The 22,714-nt window shown below is 66.4% G+C and carries 18 protein-coding genes and 2 pseudogenes; 8 read left to right on the plus strand and 12 right to left on the minus strand.

Annotation, left to right across the window (positions count from 1 at the left end; genetic code table 11):
• Window positions 1–78: 78 nt before the first annotated feature.
• Window positions 79–1,023 carry a nitrate ABC transporter permease gene (ntrB, locus tag CBP34_RS05900; RefSeq protein WP_094097552.1) on the minus strand — a complete coding sequence of 315 codons (945 nt, stop codon included), beginning with the start codon at window positions 1,021–1,023 and terminating at the stop codon, window positions 79–81.
• Window positions 1,024–1,039: 16 nt separating this feature from the next.
• Window positions 1,040–2,282: pseudogene (locus tag CBP34_RS05905) on the minus strand (CmpA/NrtA family ABC transporter substrate-binding protein).
• Between the two features lie 570 nt (window positions 2,283–2,852).
• On the opposite strand from CBP34_RS05905, the gene CBP34_RS05910 reads away from it, so the two are divergent.
• A complete protein-coding gene (locus CBP34_RS05910) occupies window positions 2,853–3,638 on the plus strand; it encodes a MetQ/NlpA family ABC transporter substrate-binding protein (RefSeq protein ID WP_086911841.1) in 786 nt (261 codons plus the stop codon).
• Window positions 3,639–3,749: 111 nt separating this feature from the next.
• Here the strand turns inward: CBP34_RS05910 and CBP34_RS05915 are convergent, their stop codons facing one another.
• Window positions 3,750–4,175: a hypothetical protein gene (locus tag CBP34_RS05915; protein WP_086911842.1), complete on the minus strand. Its 426-nt coding sequence runs from the start codon at window positions 4,173–4,175 to the stop codon at window positions 3,750–3,752.
• A gap of 179 nt (window positions 4,176–4,354) precedes the next feature.
• Window positions 4,355–4,981 carry an ANTAR domain-containing response regulator gene (locus CBP34_RS05920; RefSeq protein ID WP_094097553.1) on the minus strand — a complete coding sequence of 209 codons (627 nt, stop codon included), beginning with the start codon at window positions 4,979–4,981 and terminating at the stop codon, window positions 4,355–4,357.
• A 157-nt stretch (window positions 4,982–5,138) separates the two neighbouring features.
• Between CBP34_RS05920 and tsaD the strand changes: the two genes are divergently transcribed.
• The 5 genes from tsaD (at window position 5,139) to CBP34_RS05945 (ending at window position 11,138) form a co-directional block, all read left to right on the plus strand.
• The gene (gene tsaD / locus CBP34_RS05925; protein WP_086926932.1) at window positions 5,139–6,182 is read left to right on the plus strand and encodes a tRNA (adenosine(37)-N6)-threonylcarbamoyltransferase complex transferase subunit TsaD; all 1,044 of its coding nucleotides are present in this window, start codon (window positions 5,139–5,141) and stop codon (window positions 6,180–6,182) included.
• Window positions 6,183–6,335: 153 nt separating this feature from the next.
• Window positions 6,336–7,772 carry an efflux transporter outer membrane subunit gene (locus CBP34_RS05930; protein WP_094097554.1) on the plus strand — a complete coding sequence of 479 codons (1,437 nt, stop codon included), beginning with the start codon at window positions 6,336–6,338 and terminating at the stop codon, window positions 7,770–7,772.
• 62 nt (window positions 7,773–7,834) lie between these two features.
• On the plus strand, window positions 7,835–9,184 hold the full coding sequence (locus tag CBP34_RS05935) for an efflux RND transporter periplasmic adaptor subunit (RefSeq protein WP_086928660.1): 1,350 nt from the start codon (window positions 7,835–7,837) through the stop codon (window positions 9,182–9,184).
• The gene (locus CBP34_RS05940; protein ID WP_086911846.1) at window positions 9,181–9,933 is read left to right on the plus strand and encodes an ABC transporter ATP-binding protein; all 753 of its coding nucleotides are present in this window, start codon (window positions 9,181–9,183) and stop codon (window positions 9,931–9,933) included. Before CBP34_RS05935 ends, CBP34_RS05940 begins: the two co-directional genes overlap by 4 nt.
• Window positions 9,933–11,138 (plus strand): ABC transporter permease, encoded by a 1,206-nt coding sequence (locus tag CBP34_RS05945; protein ID WP_086911847.1) that lies wholly within the window; start codon window positions 9,933–9,935, stop codon window positions 11,136–11,138. Before CBP34_RS05940 ends, CBP34_RS05945 begins: the two co-directional genes overlap by 1 nt.
• A 90-nt stretch (window positions 11,139–11,228) precedes the next feature.
• Here CBP34_RS05945 and CBP34_RS05950 read toward each other — a convergent pair whose 3' ends face one another.
• Together CBP34_RS05950 and CBP34_RS05955 are read right to left on the minus strand one after the other, a co-directional pair.
• Entirely contained in the window at window positions 11,229–12,473 is a 1,245-nt protein-coding gene (locus CBP34_RS05950) for a GGDEF domain-containing protein (protein ID WP_086911848.1), read from the minus strand.
• A gap of 264 nt (window positions 12,474–12,737) precedes the next feature.
• On the minus strand, window positions 12,738–13,130 hold the full coding sequence (locus tag CBP34_RS05955; RefSeq protein WP_086911849.1) for an Hsp20/alpha crystallin family protein: 393 nt from the start codon (window positions 13,128–13,130) through the stop codon (window positions 12,738–12,740).
• Window positions 13,131–13,222: 92 nt separating this feature from the next.
• On the opposite strand from CBP34_RS05955, the gene CBP34_RS05960 reads away from it, so the two are divergent.
• The gene (locus CBP34_RS05960; protein WP_086911850.1) at window positions 13,223–14,569 is read left to right on the plus strand and encodes a branched-chain amino acid ABC transporter substrate-binding protein; all 1,347 of its coding nucleotides are present in this window, start codon (window positions 13,223–13,225) and stop codon (window positions 14,567–14,569) included.
• A gap of 81 nt (window positions 14,570–14,650) precedes the next feature.
• On the opposite strand, the gene CBP34_RS05965 is transcribed toward CBP34_RS05960, so the two are convergent.
• From CBP34_RS05965 to CBP34_RS05990, 6 genes and pseudogenes are all read right to left on the minus strand, one after another.
• A complete protein-coding gene (locus CBP34_RS05965; protein WP_086913997.1) occupies window positions 14,651–15,412 on the minus strand; it encodes an ABC transporter permease in 762 nt (253 codons plus the stop codon).
• 5 nt (window positions 15,413–15,417) lie between these two features.
• Window positions 15,418–16,383: an ABC transporter ATP-binding protein gene (locus CBP34_RS05970; RefSeq protein ID WP_094097555.1), complete on the minus strand. Its 966-nt coding sequence runs from the start codon at window positions 16,381–16,383 to the stop codon at window positions 15,418–15,420.
• A 30-nt stretch (window positions 16,384–16,413) separates the two neighbouring features.
• A pseudogene (gene mltB / locus CBP34_RS05975) lies at window positions 16,414–17,513 on the minus strand (lytic murein transglycosylase B).
• Window positions 17,514–17,523: 10 nt separating this feature from the next.
• Window positions 17,524–19,584: a transglutaminase TgpA family protein gene (locus CBP34_RS05980; protein ID WP_094097556.1), complete on the minus strand. Its 2,061-nt coding sequence runs from the start codon at window positions 19,582–19,584 to the stop codon at window positions 17,524–17,526.
• Between the two features lie 115 nt (window positions 19,585–19,699).
• On the minus strand, window positions 19,700–20,773 hold the full coding sequence (locus CBP34_RS05985) for a DUF58 domain-containing protein (RefSeq protein ID WP_094097557.1): 1,074 nt from the start codon (window positions 20,771–20,773) through the stop codon (window positions 19,700–19,702).
• 11 nt (window positions 20,774–20,784) lie between these two features.
• Entirely contained in the window at window positions 20,785–21,705 is a 921-nt protein-coding gene (locus CBP34_RS05990) for an AAA family ATPase (RefSeq protein ID WP_094097558.1), read from the minus strand.
• Between the two features lie 89 nt (window positions 21,706–21,794).
• Between CBP34_RS05990 and CBP34_RS05995 the strand changes: the two genes are divergently transcribed.
• Window positions 21,795–22,700 carry a histone deacetylase family protein gene (locus CBP34_RS05995; protein ID WP_094099084.1) on the plus strand — a complete coding sequence of 302 codons (906 nt, stop codon included), beginning with the start codon at window positions 21,795–21,797 and terminating at the stop codon, window positions 22,698–22,700.
• Window positions 22,701–22,714 lie beyond the last annotated feature (14 nt).

Consider the following 22,714-nt stretch of genomic DNA (forward strand, 5'->3'; position numbering starts at 1 on the left):
CGTGGAGCCGGCTTTGCCGGGCCACTGGTGGTGCCCCCTGGAGGGGGTGACGCGCCGCAGGCCCGGCTCAGGGGCGGGTCAAGCTTTGACCTCTTCAAACGTAAATGCGGTGGCCAGCTTGATGAGTGCGAACTCCAGCACCAGCCCGACGATGCCGATCACGAAGATGGCGATGATGATGTTCTTGACGTTGAGGTTGTTCCACTCGTCCCACACCCAAAAGCCGATGCCCACGCCGCCCGTCAGCATCTCGGCGGCCACGATCACCAGCCACGCCGTGCCCACGGCCAGGCGCACACCGGTCAGCATGTAGGGCAGCACGGCGGGGAACAAGATCTTGGTGGCAATCTTCCACTCAGACAGGTTCAGCACGCGGGCCACGTTCATGTAGTCCTGCGGTACGCGCTGCACGCCCGTGGCGGTGTTGATGATCATGGGCCAGATCGAGCAGATGAAAATCGTCCAGATCGCCGCCGGGTTGGCGCCCTTGAACACCAGCAAACCAATCGGCAGCCAGGCCAGCGGCGACACCGGCCGCAGCAGGCTGATGAGCGGGTTGAACATGCGCGACAGGAAGTTGAAGCGCCCGATCACAAAGCCCGCCGGAATGCCCACCACGGCCGCCAGCCCGAAGCCCACGGCCACGCGCTGCAGCGAGGCCAGCACGTTCCAGCCCACGCCCTGGTCGTTGGGGCCGTTGCTGTAGAACGGGTTGCTGAACACCTCCAGCGCCTGCAGCCACGTTTCGCGCGGCCCGGGAATGCTATTGCCGGTGCTGGCCGACACCAGCGCCCACAGCCCCACGAGCAAGCCCAGTCCGCACAGGGGCGGCAGAACCGCCAGCCAGAAACTGCGCGACAGGGCCGCCCAGTCACGCCCCGGCATGGGGGCAGGCGCAGTCGCTGGTTTCAAGTGATTTTGGCCACTGGCGCTTGCTGGCTGTGCGCTGATAGCTACATTTATAATAGCATCATGTGGAGCGGGCGTGGGCTCCAGAGGGGAGTGGAAGATGGCGCTGACCATGGTGATCTCCTATTGCTCAGGCTTTGATCTTGAAACCGTCGGCGTACCTGGCGGGGTCCTTGCCGTCCCAGACCACGCCGTCGATCAGCTTGCTCGTGCGCAGCACATCCTTGGGCACGTTCACCTTGAGGGCGCTGGCCACCGACCTGTAAAGCTCCACCTGGTTCACCTGCTTGGCCACGGCCAGGTAATCGGGGTGGCTCTTGAGCAGGCCCCAGCGCTTGTGCTGGGTGAGGAACCACATGCCATCGCTCAGGTAGGGGAAGTTCACCGCGCCATCGTTGAAGAACTTCATGTGGTTCGGGTCGTCCCAGGTCTTGCCCATGCCATTCTGGTAGCGGCCGAGGATGCGCTGGTTGATGGCGTCCACGCTGGTGTTGATGTAAGACTTCTGCGCCACCGTCTCGGCCATCTTCATCTTGTTCGACAGGCTGGCATCAATCCACTGGCTGGCCTCCAGCACCGCCATCATCACGGCGCGCGTGGTGTTGGGGTTCTTTTTTACGAAGTCGGCCGTGGTGCCCAGCACCTTCTCGGGTGGTCCTTCCAGATGTCCTGCGTGGTGTTGGCCGTCACGCCGATGCCGTCCATGATGGCGCGGTGGTTCCAGGGCTCGCCCACGCAAAAACCGTCCATGTTGCCCACGCGCATGTTGGCCACCATCTGTGGCGGCGGCACGGTGATCAGCTTGGCGCCCGACAGCGGGTTGATGCCCGCCGCCGCCAGCCAGTAGTGCATCCACATCGCGTGCGTGCCGGTGGGGAAGGTGCCGGCAAAGGTGTATTCGCGCTTTTCCCTGGCCATCAGCGCGGCGAGCGACGGGCCGTCCACCGCGCCCTTGTCGGCCAGGGCTTTGGACAGCGTGATCGCCTGGCCGTTGTGGTTCAGGTTCATCAGCACCGCCATGTCCTTCTTCGGGCCGGCCGTGCCCAGGTGCACGCCATACACCAGGCCATACAGCACATGGGCAAAGTCCAGCTCGCCGTTTACCAGCTTGTCGCGCACACCGGCCCAGCTGGCCTCCTTGGTGGGGATGATGGTCACGCCGTACTTCTTGTCGAAGCCCAGCACCGAGGCCATCACCACGCTGGCGCAGTCGGTCAGCGGAATGAAGCCGATCTTCACTTCTTTCTTCTCCGGGCGTCCGAGCCCTGGGCGTGGACGAGCGCGCGCAGCGCGGGGCTGATGCCCACGGCGCCCACGGTGGCGGCTTGCAGCACGGTGCGGCGGTTGAGGCTGGTTTTCAACAGATCGGTCATGGGGCTTCCCTTGGGCGTGGCAAACAAAAAAGGCGTCCTCACACCGCGCCAGCTGCATGGAGCAGCGGTGCGCGGGTGGGGACGCCTTTGTCCGGGTTCTGGCCACATCCGCCCGCCGTTGGGCGGATCGGCCAATGCAGACCTGTGAGGGTCTGATTGCATCAATGCAAGCCCTGTGCCAGCTTGTCGAACTGGTGTTTGCTATTGAATGTAGAGCGTGTTGCGCAAGGCAGGTGGGCGCTACAAGGCTACTTGTTGCAAAAAGGGCGTGAGCACCTGTGCACCGCTGTTGTGCGATGCACCATCAGGGCGACAGGAAGGTCGCGGTGTTGTGAGGCGAGGGCGGCGGAAAGCTGAAACGGCAAAAAGGACATTGCTCCGTGTCGCTTCACGGATACCAACAACCTATGAGGCTTGTGGATTGCATATAAAACACTATTTTTATATCAACAATTGGCTAAAGAACGGGTTCCAAGTGGGTTCGTTGTTACACTTTCCGTCAAGCGTCAGGGTAATTCCGTATTTTCGAGAACCTGCCGTGCATTCGTTGATTCATTGAAAGAGCCTGTCATGTTGAAAAACACCCTGTCCGCACTCGCCCTCGCAGCTCTGGCCCTCAGCGCCCATGCAGCAGACGTGCTGAAAGTGGCCGCCACGGCCGTGCCGCACGCTGAAATCCTGAACTTCGTCAAACCCCAGCTCAAGGCGCAGGGTGTGGACCTGCAGGTCAAGGAGTTCAGCGACTACATCCAGCCCAACGCGGCGGTCGAAGACAAGCAGCTCGATGCCAACTTCTTCCAGCACCAGCCCTACCTGGACAGCTACAACAAGGACCGCAAGAGCAGCCTGGTGCAGGTGCCCAACGGCAAGGTGCATGTGGAGCCCTTCGGCGCCTACTCCAGCAAGATCAAGAACGTGAAGGACCTGAAAGATGGCGCCACGGTGGCGATTCCGAACGACCCATCCAATGGTGGCCGCGCGCTGATATTGCTGGCCAAGCAAGGGCTGATCGAGCTCAAGGACCCCAAGAGCCTCACGCCCACGCCGCTGGACGTGGCCAAGAACCCCAAGAAGCTGAAGTTCAAGGAACTCGAAGCGCCCCTGCTGCCCCGCGCACTGGCCGACGTGGATATGGCTCTGATCAACACCAACTACGCGATCGAAGCCAAGCTCAACCCCACCAAGGACGCGCTGTTCATCGAAGGCGCAGATTCGCCCTACACCAACATCGTTGCAGCCCGCGCAGACCGTGCAAACGACGCGAGCATCGCCAAGCTGATCAAGGCCCTGCACACGCCGGAAGTGAAGAAGTTCATTCAGGACAAGTACAAGGGTGCCGTGGTCCCTGCGTTCTGAGTGCACATCAACCAACTTTTCACGCCTTCCAAAACGCTGCCTTCGGGCAGCGTTTTTTTTGCGCCCGACTGAGGTACTTTCTGCCGTTGCGTCTTTGCGGCAGGTGGTTCGTCAGGCCGCGCTGTGTGGGGATTCTGTCGCGCCATGGCTGTGCAGGCGAAGGCGGGGCATGAGCGCAAAGACCAGGAGCAGGGCCAGATACACGGCGCCCGAAACCCGGTCGCGACTGAGGATGAACTCGGTCAGTGATTGGCTCTGAACGACGAGCGCAAGGCCCAGCTCCGCCGCAATGGAGAGTGCCAATGCCAATAAACCCGTTGCGATGGCTCGGGCGGGATGCCGGATGTGCGGAAAGTGCCGCAAGATGAAGCCGGCTGCAAGGTAGATGACGATGGCCATGACAGGCATCTCGGCCAGCTCGGCCCATCGCTCGCCGATGCGCGGAACGAGCAACGGAACACGGACGACGCCCAGGACAAAACCCGTGCCGAGCACGATGGCGAAGTACACAACGGCCGCAGCGATGGTTTTTTTCATGGGAGCTCGCTTTTCAGTGGGGTGACGGGGTGTCCAGGCGGACGGCTTCCTGATCGCCGGTCACAGGTCGGAAATGGCTCGGGGGTTGCCGATGTTGGCACCGAATCCAATGCGGCTCGATCCGCGTGGCTTGGCCACGGCCCCATGAATGTGCCGTGCATCTGCCAAGGGCCAGGGCCTCAGCCCAGCAAGTCCATCACATCCAGCATCCGCTGCGCCACATCGGCCAGCTTCAGGCCCTTGTCCATGGCGGTCTTGCGCAGTTTTTCATAGGCGGCCTGTTCGCTCAGGCCCTGGCGCTGCATGAGCAGGCCCTTGGCGCGGTCGATGGTTTTGCGGTCTTTGAGCTCGGTGCGGGCGTCGGCCAGTTCGGTGCGCAGGGCCTGCTCGTGCTGAAAGCGCGCCATGGCCACATCCAGGATGGGGCGGATGCGCTGCGGCGCCAGGCCCGCCACGATGTAGGCAGACACACCGGCGGCCACGGCGTCTTTCACATGCGTGGTGTCTTCATCGTTGGTGAACATGACGATGGGGCGGCGGGCGTCGCGCGTGGCCATCACCACATGCTCCAGCGCGTCGCGGGCCTCGCTTTCGGCGTCCACGATGATCAGGTCGGGCTGCAACTGGGCCAGCCGCTCGCTCAGGAACACATCGGCCGGCAGCGTGGCAATGAGGTTGAAATTGTTTTCCAGCAGGCCAATGCGCAGCGCCCGCGAGCGCTCGGCCTGGGTGGCGGCGTGTTCGTCGTCGGGGTCGGCAATGGCCAGGTCGGGGACCACCACCACAATGCGCAGGGCGTCGGTCATGCGTGGGGGTAAGCAAGATTTACGCCACATGCTGGTGCGCCGGTCTGGTGCACAGCACTGGTGCGGGCAATGAACCTGGTGGTCGCCAGGCTGGGTGTGGCACCTGCATTCCGGCTGCAGGCGTGGCCGCGCTGGTCCCGGGTTTTACACTCGGGGCATGAGCTTGCTGATCCTGGGTATTGAATCTTCGTGCGATGAAACCGGCGTGGCGCTGGTCCGCTCTACGGGCGGGGTGGCTGTGCCCACCTTGCTGGCGCATGCATTGCACAGCCAGATCGAGATGCACCAGGCCTATGGCGGTGTGGTGCCCGAGCTGGCCAGCCGCGACCATATCCGCCGCGTGCTGCCCCTGACCGAGGCCGTGCTGGCCGAATCCGGCCAGCGCCTTGCGGACGTGGATGTGGTGGCCTACACCCGCGGGCCGGGCCTGGCGGGCGCACTGCTGGTGGGCGCTGGCGTCGCCTGCGCGCTGGGCGCGGCACTGGGCAAACCGGTGCTGGGCGTGCACCATCTTGAAGGGCATTTGCTGTCGCCGTTTTTAAGTGCCGACCCGCCTGAGTTCCCCTTCGTCGCCTTGCTGGTGTCGGGCGGCCACACCCAGCTCATGCGGGTGGACGGCGTGGGCCGCTACGAACTGCTGGGCGAAACCATTGACGATGCGGCGGGCGAGGCCTTTGACAAGTCGGCCAAGCTGATGGGCTTGGGCTATCCCGGCGGCCCGGCCTTGTCGCGCCTGGCCGAGCAAGGCAGCGCCACGGCCTTCAAGTTGCCGCGCCCGCTGCTGCACAGCGGCAACCTCGATTTTTCGTTTGCCGGTCTCAAGACTGCGGTGCTCACGCAGGCCAAGAAGCTGGGCGATGCGCTGGAAGCGCGCAAAGCCGATCTGGCTGCGAGCACCGAGGCGGCGATTGTAGACGTGCTGGTCAAGAAAACCCTCACTGCACTCAAGCAGACGGGCCTCCAGCGCGTGGTGGTGGCGGGTGGCGTGGGCGCCAACCGCCATTTGCGTGCCCAGCTCAATGCCGCCTGCGCGCAGAACCAGGTGCGTGTGCATTACCCGGAACTGCACCTGTGCACCGACAACGGCGCCATGATTGCGATGGCGGCGGCCATGCGGCTGCAGGCCGGCCAGCAGACGGCCAACCGCGACTATGCGTTTGACGTCAAGCCCCGCTGGCCGCTCGACGCGCTGGCGTCCTGAGTTGCCCGGGCGTTGAACAGCGCCGCCCGGCCCCAACGCTCGGGTGCCATGTGCGCGGCGGTGTGCAGCTTTACGCGGGCTTCACTTTTCCGTATCGGGCAGGACATGACCGCATCGCACAATGGGGCATGCCATGCACGTTGCCTCTTTCCCATGAATGACCATTCCTTTGCCAACACAGGGCGCGCTACGCCCCGCGCGCCCTTTCGTCTGACTGCTTCTGCGGGACATTGGGTATTGATCTCGACAGTGGTGCTGCTGGCTGGCTGTGCCAGCCTGGTGCCGCCCGACAGCCGCCTGCCGCAAACGCCCGTTCCGACGGCCTGGTCCGCGCAAACGCCTGCGGACATGCCCGCCACGCCGCTCGCTCAATGGTGGCAGCGGTTCAACGACCCGCAGCTTACGCGGCTGGTCACGCAGGCCTTGCAGGCCAACACCAGCCTGCGCAGTGCGCAAGCCGCCTTGCAGCAGGCGCGTGCGCAGGTGGATGTGCAGACCGCCGGCCTGTTGCCCAGCGTGGGGGCTTCGGCGTCGGCGCAGCGCAGCCGGGCATCGAACAGCACCGGCAACAGCTTTCAGGCGGGGTTTGACGCCAGCTGGGAGCCCGATGTGTTTGGCCGCCTGCGCAGCGGCGTGAATGCCAGCGAGGCCGATGCACAGGCTGCGCAGGCCAGCCTGGCCGACGTGCAGGTGTCGCTGGCCGCTGAAACCGCCGTGAACTACATCGAGCTGCGCGGGCTGCAGCAGCGGCTGGCCATTGCGCGCAGCAATCTGGCCAGCCAGCAGGAAACCCTGCAGATCACCCAGTGGCGGCTGCAGGCCGGCCTCACCACCTCGCTGGTGGCCGAGCAGGCCCGTGCGGCGGCCGAGCAGACGGCCGCGCAGATTCCGGCACTCGAATCGAGCCTGGCCCAGTCGCGCCACAGCCTGGCCGTGCTGACCGGTCAGGCCCCCCTGGCGCTGGATGCGCTGCTGGCCGACACGGTGGCCGTGCCGCAACCCGCGCAAGACCTGGCGCTGGCCATTCCCGCAGAAACGCTGCGCCAGCGGCCTGACGTGCGCGCGGCCGAGCAGCGCATTGCCGCTGCGCTGGCCCGGGTGTCGCAGGCCGACGCCGCGCGCTACCCCGACTTCAACATCTCGGGCAATCTGGGCCTGCGTGCGCTGACGCTGGGCGCCCTCACCAACGGCGGCTCCATTGCCAGCGCGTTGCTGGCCAGTGTGTCGATGCCGGTGTTCGATGGCGGCGCGGCGCGCGCCCAGGTGCGCGTGCAGGAGGCGGCGCTGGAACAGGCCCGTGTGGCTTACGAGGCCTCGGTGCTCACGGCGCTCAAGGATGTGGAGGACGCCCTGGTGGCCCTGCGCGGAAATCGCGAGCGCCTGGTGCGGTTGCAGGCGGCGGCCGATGCCGCAGGCAATGCGGCCTTGCTGGCGCAGCAGCGCTACAGCAGCGGTTTGATCGACTTCCAGTCGGTGCTGGAAACCCAGCGCACGCTGCTGTCCACCCAGGACAGCGTGGCCACCACCGTGGCCAGCGTTTCGGCCGACCATGTGCGGCTGTACAAGGCGTTGGGCGGCGGCTGGCAATAGCCCCGCAGTAGCCCGCGCCTGCCACCCCAACCGACTCCCACCCCCTACCGAATCTGATGGCCATGACTTCTCCTGAAAAAAACACCGCTGCCGCCAGCCCGTCCACCGCCGCTGCCGACCTGCAAACGCTGATCGGCGGTGGCAAGCCGCGCCGCTGGTGGCAGCGCTCGACCCTGTGGCTGGGCGTGGCGGTGCTGGTGCTGGCGGGCGGCGGCATCACCTACTGGCAGAGCCAGCAGCGCGCCAGCGCAGCCCCGGTGTATGTGACCGAGGAGGTGCGCCGGGGCAACCTCACGCTCAACGTGTCGGCCAACGGCACCTTGCAGCCCACGCGGGCGGTGACCATTGGCAGCGAGCTGTCGGGCACGGTCAGAAACGTGCTGGTGGACGTGAACGACAAGGTCAAAAAGGGCCAGGTACTGGTTGAGCTAGACACCGCCAAGCTCGATGCGCAGGTGCTGCGCTCGCGGGCCTCGCTGGCGGCGGCGCAGGCGCGGCTGGCGCAGGCGGTGGCCACCACCAAAGAGGCGCTGGCCGGCTTTGGGCGGCTTGAAGAAGTGGCGCGCCTGTCGGGCGGCAAGGTGCCTTCGGCCGCAGAGCTTGACAGCGGCCGGGCCACGCTCGACCGTGCCCGGGCCGACGAAGCCAGTGCCCGCGCCTCGGTGGACGACGCCCGGGCAGCGCTTTCCACCGATGTCACCAACCTGTCCAAGGCCTCGATCCGCTCGCCCATCGACGGCGTGGTGCTGACCCGCACGGTCGAGCCAGGCAACGCCGTGGCTGCCTCGCTGCAGGCCGTCACGCTGTTCACGCTGGCCGAAGACCTCACGCGGCTGCGGCTGGACGTGAGCGTGGACGAGGCAGACGTGGGCTCGGTGAAGCTCGACCAGAAGGCCAGCTTCACGGTCAGCGCCTATCCCTCGCGCCGCTATCCGGCCAAGGTCACGCGGGTGTCGTTCGGCTCCACCAAAACCGACAACGTGGTCACCTACATCACTTGGCTGGAGGTGGACAACTCCGACCTGAGCTTGCGCCCCGGCATGACAGCGGCGGCCACCATTACCTCCACCGAGCGCAACGATGTGCTGCTGGTGCCCAACACGGCGCTGCGTTTCACCCCCGCCATTGCGGCGGGGGCGGCAGCCAAACCGGCGTCGTCCGGCGGCGGCATCATGTCGCAGCTGATGCCGCGCATGCCGCGCTCGGGCGCGCGCCGGGCGGGTGGCAGCGGTGAAGCGGCCGACGGTGCGGGCCGGGTGCGCCAGGTGTGGGTGCTCAAGGACGGCACCGCGCACGCCGTGGCGGTGCAGGTGGGCATCAGCGATGGCCGCCGCACCGAGGTCAGCGGCGAAGGCCTGTCCGAGGGCATGGCCGTCATCACCGACCAGCGCTCAGCCGGGGCGGCGCCATGAGCGAGGCATCACCCCTCATCCGCCTGCGCGGCGTGACCAAGGTGTACGGCGAGGGCGCGCTGGCGTTTCAGGCGCTCAAGGGCGTGGATCTGGACATCACCCAGGGCGACTTCGTGGCCATCATGGGCCCCAGCGGTTCCGGCAAATCCACCGCAATGAACACCCTGGGCTGCCTGGATCGGCCCACCGCGGGCGAATACCTGTTCAAGGGTGTGCATGTGGAATCGCTCTCGCGCGACGAGCGCGCGCGCCTGCGCCGGCAGTACTTTGGCTTTGTGTTCCAGGGCTTCAACCTGCTGGCGCGCACCTCGGCGCAGGAAAACGTCGAGCTGCCCCTGCTGTACCGGGGCGAATCGGCCACCGCGCGCCACGCTGCGGCGGCGCGCGCGCTCGATGCCGTGGGCCTCAAGGGCTGGGAGCACCACACCCCGTCCGAGCTGTCGGGCGGCCAGCAGCAGCGCGTGGCCATTGCCCGCGCCATCGTCACCGAGCCGGCCGTGCTGCTGGCCGACGAGCCCACCGGCAACCTCGACACCCAGCGCAGCCAGGAAATCATGGAGCTGCTATGGCGGCTCAATGCCGACCAGGGCATCACTGTGCTGATGGTCACCCACGAGCCCGACATGGCGGCCTATGCGCGGCGCATTGTGCGCTTTGTCGATGGCAGGGTGGACAGCGATGCGCCCAACCCGCACCCCGTGGGTCTGCGCGCCCCCATGCCTGCACTGCCGCAGGCGGAGGTGGCCTGATGCTTTTGAACACCCTTCTTCTGGCGCTGCGCTCGATCCGGCGCAACCTGATGCGCTCGTTTCTCACCATCCTGGGCATCGTGATCGGCGTCAGTGCCGTCATCACCATGGTTACGCTGGGCAATGGCGCCACCATGGCGGTGCAAAACCAGATCTCGGGCCTGGGCACCAACCTGCTGCAGGTGCGCCCCGGCCAGCGCATGGGGCCCGGCGGCGGCTCGGGCGCCCCCGCGTTCAAGGACACCGATGCCGACGCCATTGCCCAGCAGATCGGCGGCATTCTGGCCGTGGCGCCCGAGGCGCGGGCCAGCGCCACCGTGGTGGCCGGTGGGCGCAACTGGACCACCAGCATCATCGGCAGCACCAATGCCTGGCTGCAGACGGGCAACTGGGCCGTGCGCACCGGGCGGGTTTTTTCGGACGCCGAGCTGCGCGCCGGTGCCGCCGTGTGTCTGATTGGCGAAACCGTGCGCCGCGAGCTCTATGGCACACGCGACGCCGTGGGCGAGCAATTGCGGGTGAAGGCGTTTTCGTGCGAGGTGGTGGGCGTGCTGGCCTCCAAAGGGCAGGGCGCCTTTGGCAACGACCAGGACGACACCGTGCTGGTGCCCCTGCGCACGCTGCAGCGCCGCGTCACCGGCAACACGCGCGTGAACACCCTGCTGGTGTCCATGCAGGATGGCAGCGACCCCGAGCGGGTGAAGGCCAGCCTCACGCAGCTGCTGCGCGAGCTGCGCAAGCTCGCCGATACCGACGAAGACAACTTCAACGTGCTTGACACCAAGCAGCTGGCCGACACGCTTTCGGGCACCACCAAGGTCATGACCATGCTGTTGGGGGCCGTGGCGGCAGTGAGCCTGCTGGTGGGCGGCATCGGCATCATGAACATCATGCTGGTGAGCGTGACCGAGCGCACCCGTGAGATCGGCCTGCGCCTGGCCATTGGCGCCCTGGAGCGCGAGGTGCTGCTGCAGTTCCTGATCGAGGCCGTGGTGCTGGCCGCCCTGGGCGGGCTGATCGGCATCGTGCTGGCCACCGGGGCATCCATCGGCTTGTCGGCCCTGATGGATGTGCCCTACATCTTCAACCCCGGCGTCAACCTGCTGTCGTTCGTGTTCTCGGCCGGGATCGGGGTGGTGTTTGGCTACTTTCCGGCGCGGCGCGCAGCGCGCATGGACCCGATTGACGCGCTGCGGCATGAGTGAAGCGCGGTGGGCACCGTCTTTTGCCGGTGGTTGCTATCAATAGTTGAGCTGTTGGCGCTTGCCAGACAAGCGCCAGGGCCTGATTTCATCTCAAGCCCTGCGGGGCTCGACGGATCTGCCGCCAGGCAGCGCCAGATGCAGTGCGTTGTCGGCCGCCACGCACACGCGGTTGCGGCCGCTGTTCTTGGCCTGGTAGAGCGCGCTGTCGGCACTGGCGATCAGCGCGTTGGCATGAAACGGGCCGCTGGTCCAGGTGGCTGCACCGGCGCTGACGGTGACCGGCACCGGGCTTTGCTGCCAGCAAAACGGCGTGTTCTGCACCGCCAGCCGCAGTTGCTCCGCCACCTCGCGCGCGCCGGCGGGCGAGGTGTCGGGCAGAAGCACCAGGAACTCCTCGCCACCCCAGCGCGCCACCAGGTCGGTGGCGCGGGCGCGCTCTTGCAGCAGCCTGGCCAGTGTCTGCAGCACATGGTCGCCGGCGGCATGGCCGTGCTGGTCGTTGACCTTCTTGAAAAAGTCGATGTCGATCATCAGCGCAGACAGGGGCGTGCCCCGCCGCTGCGCGCGCAGGGCTTCGTGGGCCAGAAAATCATCGGCAGCGCGGCGGTTGGGCAGGCCGGTAAGGGCGTCCTGGGTGGCCGCCTGGCTCAGCTTGCGCTGCAGCCTGTAAAGCACCACGCCCACCAGCGCCAGGGCCATGCCCAGCGAAAGAAAGAGCCACAGCAGCGCGCCTGGCATGCCGATCGACTGGTCGAGCCGGTCATCGCGAATGATGCGCTCGGGGGCCTGCAGCACGAGCAGGGCGCGCATGGCAAACAGCGCGCTGCCGATGACCGAGGGGGCACTCAGCACCAGCGCCAGCAACCGGGGCGCACGCGCATCCTCGTGGCGAACGCAGCGCAGCATGGTCGCTCCGGTCCAGGCGCTGATCCCGCTGGCCAGGGCTGAAATGGCAGCCATGCGCCAGGCAGATTGTTCGTGCGCCAGCCAGACCACTTGCACCACGCCGGCGCAAAACAGCAGGGCGATGAACAGGCTGTCGGTGGGCGGGCGCCCCATCGCCCGCTGCAGCCCGCGCACCTGTAGCACAAGGGCCGCCACCAGCAGCATGTTGGCGGCTGCATGGGCAGGAAAACCCGCCCAGTTGCCGCTAATGAGGTAAACGAAAAAAGCAGCGCCTTGCAAAAATGCAAAGCCCGCCCAATGCAGTGAAGCGCGGCGCATGGGCAGCAGCAGCCCGGCTGCGAGCAGCCAGCCCAAGGCCACAAAGCATTCGAGAAGGATGCCGACCAGCAAAGTGGCATGTACGGCGGAGAGATTTTCGAGTGAGGCCATGGCGGTGGACAGGTGGGATGGCGCCAGAGCCCCAGATCTGGCGTTCCAAGTCCGATGGCTTCCCGACTCCCACCCTCGGTCTTGTGAACGGTATGCCCGCTTATTATCCAACGTCCCTGCGCCGGCCCCCGGGCTTGAAACCGGTTTTCCGATGCGCGTCGTGAATGGTGTGCCCGATACACAAAAAGCTGGTTGAAGCGCATGCGCTTCAACCAGCTTTAGCTATTGAATGCGTAGCTATCGAGGGTTGCCCCTCTCGGCCATTTAATGCACGACCAGCTGCACCGACTTGTCGGCCGGCACCAGCCGCGCCAGCGTCAGCGTGAGCACGCCGTTTTCGAGCTTGGCCGTGCTGGCCGAGGCGTCGATTTCATCGGCCAGCTCCCATGCCCGCTGCACCTGGCGGGGTGCGCCTGCCACGCTTTGCAGCTTGACCACATTGCCCTCGATGCTGATCTGCAATTGCTCGCGCGCCAGGCCGGGCACATCGAGCTGCAGCGTGGTGGCCTTGTCGTCGCGCGTCACGGTGCAACCGGCGGCGGTGCTGGCGCGGGCCGGTGTTGGAAGGGTGCCCATCAGGAAGCGTTGCAGCGCCAGATCGGCAGAGCGGGGTGCGTTGGCGTAGGCGGCGCGGCGGATCACGGGGGCGAAAATCATGGGTTGCTCCTATACACTGCGCGGCTCCCGGTGTGGTCGCCGCATGTCCAAGAGGTGTGTACGGTCACGCCGCATTTCAAGGAAAAAATGGCATGAATAAATTGCAGTCGGTGGGCTTGAAATCAGGCGCGGCGGTATTACGTCCATGCGTTTTGGCGGTGATTGCCGCCGTGGCTGGCACGCTGGCCCCGGTGTCCGCCAGCGGGGCACAGGCCACCGCACCCAGCGCTGCCGTGTCGCAGGCCAAGCCGGTGAAGCTGGCTTTGATCGAAAGCCTGTCGGGGCCTTTCGCCAACACGGGCGAGGCGGTTTTTCGCAACGTCTTCTGGGCCATAGAGCGCGTGAATGCGCGCGGCGGCGTGCGCCTGCCCGCAGCCGCCGGCGGTGCGCGCCCGCTGGCGCTGGAGCGCTACGACAGCAAGGGCCAGAACGAAGAGGCCCTGTCGGCCCTGCGCGCGGCCATCGACGATGGCGCGCAGGTCATCCTGCAGGGCAATTCGTCGGCCACGGCGGCGGTGCTGATCGACGCCATCAACAAGCACAACGAGCGCGAGCCGGGCAAGCGCGTGCTGTTTCTCAACTACTCGGCGGTGGACCCCATCCTCACCAACGAGAAATGCAGCTTCTGGCATTTCCGCTTTGATGCCCATGCCGACATGCGCATGGCCGCGCTCATGGAAGTGGTGCGTGAGGACAAGGCGCTCAAAAGCGTGTACCTCATCGGCCAGGACTACAGCTTTGGCCAGGCCGTGCTGCGCGAGGCCAAACGCCAGCTGGCCGCGCAGCGCCCCGATGTGGCCGTGGTGGGCGACGAGCTGCACCCCGTGGGCCGCGTGAAGGACTTCGCACCCTATGCCGTCAAGATCAAGGCCAGCGGCGCGCAGGCCGTCGTCACTGGCAACTGGGGCAACGATCTCACGCTGCTGGTCAAGGCCGCGCGCGAAGTGGGCTTTGACGGCAGCTTCTACACCTTCTATGGCAACGCGCTGGGCGCTCCCGCCGCTTTGGGCGATGCCGGCGTGGGCAAGGTGGTGGCCGTGGCCGACTGGCTGCCCAATGTGCCGGGCGCGCAAAGCGAGGCGTTCTACCAGTCGTTCCGCAGTCGATTCCCCAAGCCGGAGGATGACTATGTGCACATGCGCATGCAGCTCATGGTGGAGGCGCTGGCCCAGTCCATCGAGCGCGCGGGCAGCACCGACGTGGTGGCCGTGGCCCGGCAGATGGAAAAATCCAGCGTGCAGCTGGCCGGCCAGGGCGGCAGCATGCGCGCGGCCGACCACCAATTCCAGCAGGCCCTGGCCGTGGGCGTGATGGACAAAAAGGGCGCACCCGGCGTGAAGTTCGACGTGGAAGGCTCGGGCTACGGCTTTCGCGTGGTGCGGCAGATTGCCGCGGCCAAAGCGCAGCAGCCGCACAGCTGCACCATGCAGCGGTTTTGAGCGCGTCAGCGCCGCAGCGCGGCGGGTGGGCGGCTGGCTGCTGCCGTACCGCTGCGCTGGTCGCAGCGTCGGCCCCAGCGCTCAGCGCCGAATCCGGTAGCCCGTCTTGAAGACCCACCACACCGCGGCCAGGCACGCCGCCATGAATGCCAGCGTCATGCCCACGCTCACGCCGATGTGCACGTCGGCTGCGCCGTAGAAGGCCCAGCGCAGGCCGCTGATGAGATAAACCACCGGGTTGAACAGCGAGACGGTCTGCCAAAACGGCGGCAGCATGCTGATGCTGTAGAACGCGCCGCCCAGAAACGTCAGCGGCGTGATGACCAGCAGCGGAATGATCTGCAGCTTCTGAAAGCTGTCGGCCCATAGGCCGATGAGAAACCCGAACAGGCAGAAGGTGATGGCCGTCAGCACGAGAAAACCGAGCATCCACACCGGGTGCGCGACCTCGTAAGGCACGAACACCCGCGCCGTCGCCAGGATCAGCGCACCGACGATCAGCGATTTGGTGGCCGCCGCGCCCACATAGCCCAGCAGCACCTCGACCCAGTTGACCGGTGCGCTCAGCAGCTCGTAGATGGTGCCCGACCACTTGGGCATGTAGATGCCAAAAGCCGAGTTGGAAATGCTCTCCGAGAGCAGCGACAGCATCAGCAGCCCCGGGATGATGTAAGCCCCATAGTCCACGCCCCCAATGTCGCCCATGCGCGAGCCAATGGCCGAGCCGAAAACGATGAAATACAGCGAGGTCGAGAGCACCGGCGCAATCAGGCTTTGCGCCCAGGTGCGAAAAGCGCGGTGCATCTCGAAGCGGTAAATGGCGCGCACGCCGTGCAGGTTCAAGCCCATCATTGGCCCGCTTTCTGTTCGTGGACGAGGCTGACGAAGATGTCTTCGAGCGAGCTCTCCGACGAATGCAGGTCCTTGAAATCGATACCGTGCTCGCCCAGCGCGCGCAGCAGCGCGGCGATGCCGGTATCTTCCTGCTGACTGTCGAAGCTGTAGGTCAGCGCATGACCGTCGGCAGACAGGGCCAAAGGCCAGCGCGCCAGCGACTCGGGCACGCGCTCCATGGGGTGCTGCAGCGTCAGCGTGAGCTGCTTCTTGCCGAGCTTGCGCATCAACACGTCTTTGTCTTCCACCACGATCAGTTCGCCCTGGCGGATCACGCCAATGCGGTCGGCCATGTCCTCGGCTTCCTCGATGTAGTGCGTGGTCAGGATGATGGTGGTGCCTGCATCGCGCAGCGCGCGCACCAGGCGCCACATGTCGTGTCGCAGCTCCACGTCCACGCCAGCGCTGGGTTCATCGAGGAACAATATTTTCGGCTCGTGCGACAGCGCCTTGGCGATCAGCACTCGGCGCTTCATGCCGCCCGAAAGCGCCAGGATCTTGGTGTCCCTCTTGTCCCAGAGCGAGAGGTCTTTCAGGATCTTTTCGATCAGCGCCGGGTTAGGGGGCTTGCCAAACAGCCCGCGGCTGAAGCTCACGGTGGCCCACACGGTCTCGAACGAGTCGGTGTGCAGCTCCTGCGGCACCAGGCCGATGGCAGAGCGGGCCGCGCGGTAGTCGCGCACGGTGTCAAAGCCGTCGGCCGTCACGCTGCCTTCGGTGGCATTGGTCATGCCGCAGATGACGCTGATCAGCGTGGTTTTGCCGGCACCGTTGGGTCCGAGCAGGGCAAAAATTTCGCCACGGCGGATATCCAGGTGGACGTTCTTGAGCGCCTGGAAGCCACCCGCGTAGATTTTGCTGAGGCCGCGCACGCGCACAATGGCGTCGGCAACAGGCGTCGAAAGGAGGGTGGCTGACATGCGGTGTTTGCTTGAAAGTGGTGGGTCGGCTTAGCGTGCACGCGCTGCGGCTACCTCGCGCCCCAGTTCGATCACGGCCATGGCGTAGTAGCTTGACCAGTTGTAGCGCGTGATGGCATAAAAATTCTCGGTTCCGGCCACATAGCTCGGCGCGTCGCCGCCGTTTTGCAGCTCCACCAGCGCCAGCGGTCCGGTGTGCTGGGCGCCTGCGGCATCGAGCACGGCGCCCTTGGCTTGCATGCTGGCGGCGCTGAAGGTGGGCAGGATGTCGGGGCCAGCAACTCGTCAAGCTGCACGCGCGCGGGATCGGCGTCGAACTGCACGCTGTAGTGCGTGGGCATGCCCGGCTTCCAGCCATGGGCGATGAAATAGTTGGCTACCGAGCCGATGGCGTCGGCGGGGCTTGTGAACAGGTCCACGCGGCCATCTCCGTCGAAATCGATGGCGTGGCGTACCCAGCTCGATGGCATGAATTGTCCCAGGCCCATGGCGCCGGCGTAGCTGCCGCGCGGCTCGAACGGATCAACATTGCTGCGGTGCGTGAGGCTCAGAAACTGCTCCAGCTCGCGCTTGAAAAACTCGGTGCGCTCGGCGGCGCGCGGGTGCGCGGCCGGAAAGTCAAAGGCCAGCGTGGCCAGCGCGTCCATCACCCGGAAGTTGCCCATCTGCTGGCCGTAGATGGTTTCCACGCCGATGATGCCCACGATGATTTCGGCGGGCACGCCAAATTCGCTTTCTGCGCGTGCCAGCGTTTCGGCGTTGTCCTGCCAAAAGCGCAGGCCCGCACGGATGCGCACCGGGTCGATGAAGCGGCTGCGGTACACCCGCCAGTTCTTGGCCGTGCCTTTGGGCGGCGGCAGCATGAGCTTGGGCACCTGGGGCAGAAAGCGGGCCTGGCCGATGGCCTGGCGCACCCATTCGTGGTCGAGGTTGCGGCGCTCGGCCAGGTCGTCGGCAAACAGCAGCGCCTCGGGGCGCGTGGCGTAGGCGGGGCCGATGGGCGCGGCGGCGTTGCGCGATGGCGCGGCAGCCCGGGATTTTGCAGGTTTGTGGTGTTTTTGGGCCATTGCGCTTGCAGGTATTGCGCAAGCAGCTATCAATAAAATAGCGGTTGATACGGTTTTCAGCATGTCAATGGGCTCAACGGCGCGCGGTGGCGGCGGGCCAGGAAAGGGTTCGGAATTCGCGGCGCAGGGCGCCGAGCTGGTGGGCCGCGTTCTCGGGTTGCGCGGCATAGCGCCATTGCTCCAGCCGCAGCAGCCAGTCGGCAACGCCTTGCGCGGCGTCGCCAAATTGTGCCTGCACGCGGTGGGCCATGGCGCGCGGTGGCAGGGTGTCGGGCAGGGTCAATCCACTTTGGGCAAGGCGCTGGCGGGCGCGGGCCAGCAGGCGCAGCCAGGGGTCGTGCTGGCTGCGCTCCCACAGCGTCCAGCCGGCACCGCCCAGCGCGGCCAGCCCCACCAGCGCGCCCAGCGCAGTGACGAGGTCTTGCCAGCTGGGTGATTCAAACCCCAGCGCCTTCAATAGGTCGAGCTGGCGGCTTTGCGTGTAGTTCAACACCCACTGGTTCCAGCCGTTGTTCACCGCTTCCCACATGGCGCGCAGGTTTTGCGCCAGGCCGGGGCTCATCACGGTGCCCATGGCGGTGGCCAGCGCACCGCGCGGGGCCTGCAGGCGCTCGAACGCACCGGTGCGCCCGGGGGCCACCGCGCTGGTGGGGTCCACGCGCACCCAGCCGCGCCCGGCCATCCACACTTCGGCCCAGGCGTGGGCGTCGCTCTGGCGCACGGTCCAGTAGCCGTCCACGGCGTTGCGCTCGCCGCCCTGGTAGCCGGTGACGATGCGCGCGGGAATGTCCATGGCGCGCATCAGCACCACAAAGGCCGAGGCGATGTGCTCGCAAAAACCTTCTTTGCGGTCGAACCAGAATTCGTCGGCCGTGTGCTGGCCGTACACGCCGGGCTCCAGCGTGTAGCGGTAGCCGCCGGTGCGCAGGCGCGCCAGCGCGGCGCTGACCAGCGCGGGCGTGGCGTCAAGGGTTGGGTCGGGGGCGATGCGCGGGTCGCTGCGCAGCTCCTGGGCCAGGGCGAGCGTGCGCGGGTTGAAGCCTGGGGGCAGCTCGGTGTAGGCGCGCAGCGCGGGGGTGGCGGTGTCGGGCCCGTGGCGGAACTGCGGGTAGCTTGTTGCCTGGTAGCGCGTCACGTCGGTGATCGGGCGGCTGGTCAGCCACTGCAGGTCGTCCGTCATGAAGGTGCCCATGCCGGCTACGCCGGGCTTGTCGCGCGCGGCGTCCAGCACCAGCAGCCAGGGGCGCTTGTGGGGCTCCAGCGTGACTTCGTAGCGCAGCGCCGGGCCTTGGACCCGAAGTTGCGCGGGGCTGTTGGGCCGCTCCAGCGCGCGGTTGCCCGCCCGGTACGACAAGGGGTGCCACTCGCTGCCATCAAAGGTGGCAAACACCGGCCCCCGAAAATACAGATCGCTCTGGGGTGGCGGGGCCCCGCCGGGGGTGTCGAAGCGCACGCGCAGCGCCACGCTGTCGTCCAGCGCCAGCTCGGCGATGTTGCCCACCTTCATCACCCCCGACAGCCCGCTGCGCCCGGCCATGGTGTCGCTGGGCATGCCCCACAGTGGCGCCATGCGCGGAAACAGCAGGAACAGCGCCGCCATGATGGGCGCCCCCAGCAGCGCCATGGTGCCGGCCACGCGAAACGCGTGCGCCAACGGCGGGCGTCCCACCGGCATGTGGGCGTTGACCAGGGCCGTAAGCAGCCCCAACAGCGCCACCAGCATGGCCACGGCCGTGGGCAGCGATTGGGAGAAGAAGAAGTTGCTGAGCATCGTGAAGAAGCCCAGGAAGAACACCACCATGGCGTCGCGCCGCGCACGCAGCTCCAGCGTCTTGAGCGCCAGCAGCATCACGATGAGCGTGACGCCGGCATCGCGTCCCAGAATGGTTTGGTGGGTGAACAGGGTGCCGGTCACGGCCAGCACCAGCAAACCGGCCACGGCCCAGCGCCCCGGCAGTGGCCGGCCCCTCCAGGCCAGCCAGCCGCGCCACAGCAGCACGGCGCCGGCCATCAGGCTGGCCCACGCTGGCAGATGGGTGACCTGCGGGGCCACCACCCAGGCAATCACCAGCAGCAGGAACAGCGTGTCCCGCGTGTCGCGTGGCAGGGTGGCAAGGGTTTGGCGCAGGGTCATGGGGCGAGGCGCAACGCCCGCGCACAGGGCGGACGATTGCTATTAAATGAAGAGCAAATACCGCTTGATGGGTAAGCGCTACAGGCCATTTTTATGCATATTATTAGAGTGGGGCTCAGCACAGCGCCAGGGCTTCGAGGCAGCGCTGGCGGTGGGCCGCGCCGGTGTCGGGGGGCAGTTCCAGCGCGGGCAGGCGCAGTCCATAGTCGATGCCCAGCCGGTCGGCCTGCAGCACCCAGGCCGTCAGGCGCGAGATGCGGGCTTCGTGGTCGGGCAGGGCGGCATGGGCCAGGTCCAGCCACAGCTCATGGCGCTGGGACTGCTGGGTGTCGCGGCTGACGAGGTCGTCCGTGCCGGTGGCCAGCGATTTGGCGGCCTTCTTCCAGACCACCAGCTTGAGCGGATCGCCCCGCCGGTAGGCACGCACGCCGTCGAATTCGCCAATGCCCTGGGTGCTGGCGCTGCCCGTGCCGCTGGCACGCGGCTCGCCGGGCGGCAGCGGCGGTGCGGGCGCCTCGGGGGCGGGGTACACCAGCACTTGCGCGGCGGGGCGCCAGTAGCTCCAGACACGGAAGGTGCCCAGCGGAAAGCGGGTTTCGGCCATTAGCGTGGGTACCCGGTGCAGGCCCCGGCGCTGGGGCCGGAACGCCACCTGCACGCTGGCGCTGCCCTGCGCGGGCACATCGGTCAGCGCCCAGTCATGGCTGGCCTTGCCATGGCCGTGCACGGACAGCGCAATGGCGTGGCGCGGCGTGCGCCGGTCGCTGAAAAGCTGCACTTCAAACGCCGTGCTGCCGCCCAGAAAGTGGGGCTCGGGCGCTTTGAGGTGCAGCGTGATGCCGCGCAGCGTGGCGTGGCACACATGCATGCCCACCACCGCGCTACCCGCCAGCAAGAAGGTCAGCAGATAGCCCAGGTTGAGCTGGAAATTGATGGACGCAATGAGCAACACGAGCAGCGTCAATGCCAGCATCCAGCCGGCTCCGGTGGGCAGGATGTAGACATTGCGCTGCGTAAGCACCAGGGTGTCGGACAGCGGCAGGCGTGCCTCCCACCAGCGCTGAAAGCGTGCACGCGCCAGGGCCAGCGGATTCAGCCCGAACCCATGCGACGCTGCGGCGCCGCGTGCGGATGGCGTGGGTGCAAGTAGATCGGCAGCTGCGGCGGAGGCGCCGGACTTGGGCGGCATGGCTTGCTGCGTCAAGGCAGGGGCACCGACTCAGCCATCGCGCGCACCTGTTCCACGGCGCCGCGCCGCGCATCGCCCACGGGTACCAGGCGGTGGGCGATGGTCTGCGGCAGCACGGCCTGCACATCGTCGGGCGCCACATAGTCGCGCCCTTCGACAAGCGCCTGGGCCTTGGCGGCGCGCACCAGCGCGATGCCCGCGCGCGGCGACAGTCCCTGCAAGAACCAGCGGCCCGTGCGGGTGGCGGCAATCAGGTCCTGCACATAGTTGAGCAGCGGCTCGGCGGTGTGCACGGCCAGCACCTGGCGCTGCAGTTGCGCCAGCTCGTCCTGCGACAGCAGGGGTAGCAGGCCGTCGACCAGGTCGCGGCGGTCGCCACCGGCCAGCAACACGCGCTCGGCGGCGCGGTCGGGGTAGCCGATGGAGATCCGCATCAGGAAGCGGTCGAGCTGCGATTCGGGCAGCGCAAAGGTGCCCAGCTGGTCGTGCGGGTTCTGGGTGGCAATCACGAAAAACGGGTGGGGCAGGGCGCGGGTTTCGCCTTCCACCGACACCTGTTTTTCTTCCATGGCTTCGAGCAGGGCGCTCTGGGTCTTGGGGCTGGCGCGGTTGATCTCATCGGCCAGCAGCACCTGGGCAAACACCGGGCCGGGGTGGAACACGAAGGCTTCCTTGCCGCGCTCGTACACCGACACGCCGGTGAGGTCGCTGGGCATGAGGTCGGCGGTGAACTGCACGCGCGAGAACTGCAGGCCAAACGTGCGCGCCAGCGCATGGGCCAGCGTGGTCTTGCCCACGCCCGGCACATCCTCGATGAGCAGATGGCCGCCCGCCAGCAGGCAGGCCACGCAGTCTTGTACCTGGGCGGTTTTGCCCACAATCACCGTGTTAAGCTGATCTAAAAGAGATTTGATTTTTGGCTGTGCATGCATGGCGCCACGTTATCCGAAAAAAGAGACACGGGGATTTCACTGTGAGCAAGACAGGCTATTTCACCCATCCCGACTGCCGAAAGCACGAAATGGGGCCGGGGCATCCCGAATGCCCCGAGCGGCTGGACGCCATCGAAGACCGTCTGCTGATCACCGGCGTGGCCGATGCCCTGGAGCGATACGAGGCGCCCGAGGCCTCACTGGCCGACATCGAGCTGGCGCACAACCGGCTCCATGTGGCGGCCATGCGCGGCCTGTCGGATCTGCTCAACGAAGAACTGCTGGCGGGTGGTCCCGCTTATTCGCAGATCGACACCGACACCTCGATCAACGCGCACACCTGGAAGGCCTCGTTGCGCGCCGCCGGAGCGGCCCTGGCCGCCACCGACGCGGTGATGGCCGGCGAGATCACCAACGCGTTTTGCGCGGTGCGCCCGCCTGGTCACCATGCCTGCCATGACAAGGCCATGGGTTTTTGCTTTTTCAACAACGTCGCGGTGGCGGCCAAATATGCGCTGCAGCGCTACAACCTGCAGCGCGTGGCGGTGGTGGACTTCGACGTGCACCACGGCAACGGCACCGAAGACATCCTGGCGGGCGACCCGCGTGCGCTGATGGTGAGCATCTACCAGCACCCGTTCTACCCCTACAGCGGTGACCAGAATCCGGCGCCCAACATGGTGAACGTGCCTGTGCCGGCCTACACGCGCGGCATGGATATCCGCGAAATGATCGAGATGATGTGGATTCCGCGCCTGGAAGCCTTCAAGCCCGAGATGATCTTCATCAGTGCCGGCTTTGACGGCCACCGCGAGGACGACATGGGGCAGCTGGGTATGGTGGAGGCCGACTACGCCTGGATCACCCACCGGATCATGGACATCGCCCGGCGCTATTCCAAGGGTCGCATCGTGTCGTGCCTGGAAGGGGGCTATGTGATGAGCGCCCTGGCGCGCAGCGTGGAAGCGCATGTGCGCGTGCTGGCGGATCTTTGAACTCCCCCTGAGCC

The sequence above is a fragment of the Acidovorax carolinensis genome (genome assembly GCF_002157145.1).
GTDB classification, from domain to species: domain Bacteria; phylum Pseudomonadota; class Gammaproteobacteria; order Burkholderiales; family Burkholderiaceae_C; genus Acidovorax; species Acidovorax carolinensis.

Excerpts from the sequence above, each read along its gene's own strand:
- ntrB (WP_094097552.1), bottom strand. The coding sequence starts at position 1,023 with ATGGTCAGCGCCATCTTCCACTCCCCTCTGGAGCCCACGCCCGCTCCA.
- CBP34_RS05910 (WP_086911841.1), top strand. The coding sequence starts at position 2,853 with ATGTTGAAAAACACCCTGTCCGCACTCGCCCTCGCAGCTCTGGCCCTC.
- CBP34_RS05915 (WP_086911842.1), bottom strand. The coding sequence starts at position 4,175 with ATGAAAAAAACCATCGCTGCGGCCGTTGTGTACTTCGCCATCGTGCTC.
- CBP34_RS05920 (WP_094097553.1), bottom strand. The coding sequence starts at position 4,981 with ATGACCGACGCCCTGCGCATTGTGGTGGTGGTCCCCGACCTGGCCATT.
- tsaD (WP_086926932.1), top strand. The coding sequence starts at position 5,139 with ATGAGCTTGCTGATCCTGGGTATTGAATCTTCGTGCGATGAAACCGGC.
- CBP34_RS05930 (WP_094097554.1), top strand. The coding sequence starts at position 6,336 with ATGAATGACCATTCCTTTGCCAACACAGGGCGCGCTACGCCCCGCGCG.
- CBP34_RS05935 (WP_086928660.1), top strand. The coding sequence starts at position 7,835 with ATGACTTCTCCTGAAAAAAACACCGCTGCCGCCAGCCCGTCCACCGCC.
- CBP34_RS05940 (WP_086911846.1), top strand. The coding sequence starts at position 9,181 with ATGAGCGAGGCATCACCCCTCATCCGCCTGCGCGGCGTGACCAAGGTG.
- CBP34_RS05945 (WP_086911847.1), top strand. The coding sequence starts at position 9,933 with ATGCTTTTGAACACCCTTCTTCTGGCGCTGCGCTCGATCCGGCGCAAC.
- CBP34_RS05950 (WP_086911848.1), bottom strand. The coding sequence starts at position 12,473 with ATGGCCTCACTCGAAAATCTCTCCGCCGTACATGCCACTTTGCTGGTC.
- CBP34_RS05955 (WP_086911849.1), bottom strand. The coding sequence starts at position 13,130 with ATGATTTTCGCCCCCGTGATCCGCCGCGCCGCCTACGCCAACGCACCC.
- CBP34_RS05960 (WP_086911850.1), top strand. The coding sequence starts at position 13,223 with ATGAATAAATTGCAGTCGGTGGGCTTGAAATCAGGCGCGGCGGTATTA.
- CBP34_RS05970 (WP_094097555.1), bottom strand. The coding sequence starts at position 16,383 with ATGTCAGCCACCCTCCTTTCGACGCCTGTTGCCGACGCCATTGTGCGC.
- CBP34_RS05980 (WP_094097556.1), bottom strand. The coding sequence starts at position 19,584 with ATGACCCTGCGCCAAACCCTTGCCACCCTGCCACGCGACACGCGGGAC.
- CBP34_RS05985 (WP_094097557.1), bottom strand. The coding sequence starts at position 20,773 with ATGCCGCCCAAGTCCGGCGCCTCCGCCGCAGCTGCCGATCTACTTGCA.
- CBP34_RS05990 (WP_094097558.1), bottom strand. The coding sequence starts at position 21,705 with ATGCATGCACAGCCAAAAATCAAATCTCTTTTAGATCAGCTTAACACG.
- CBP34_RS05995 (WP_094099084.1), top strand. The coding sequence starts at position 21,795 with ATGGGGCCGGGGCATCCCGAATGCCCCGAGCGGCTGGACGCCATCGAA.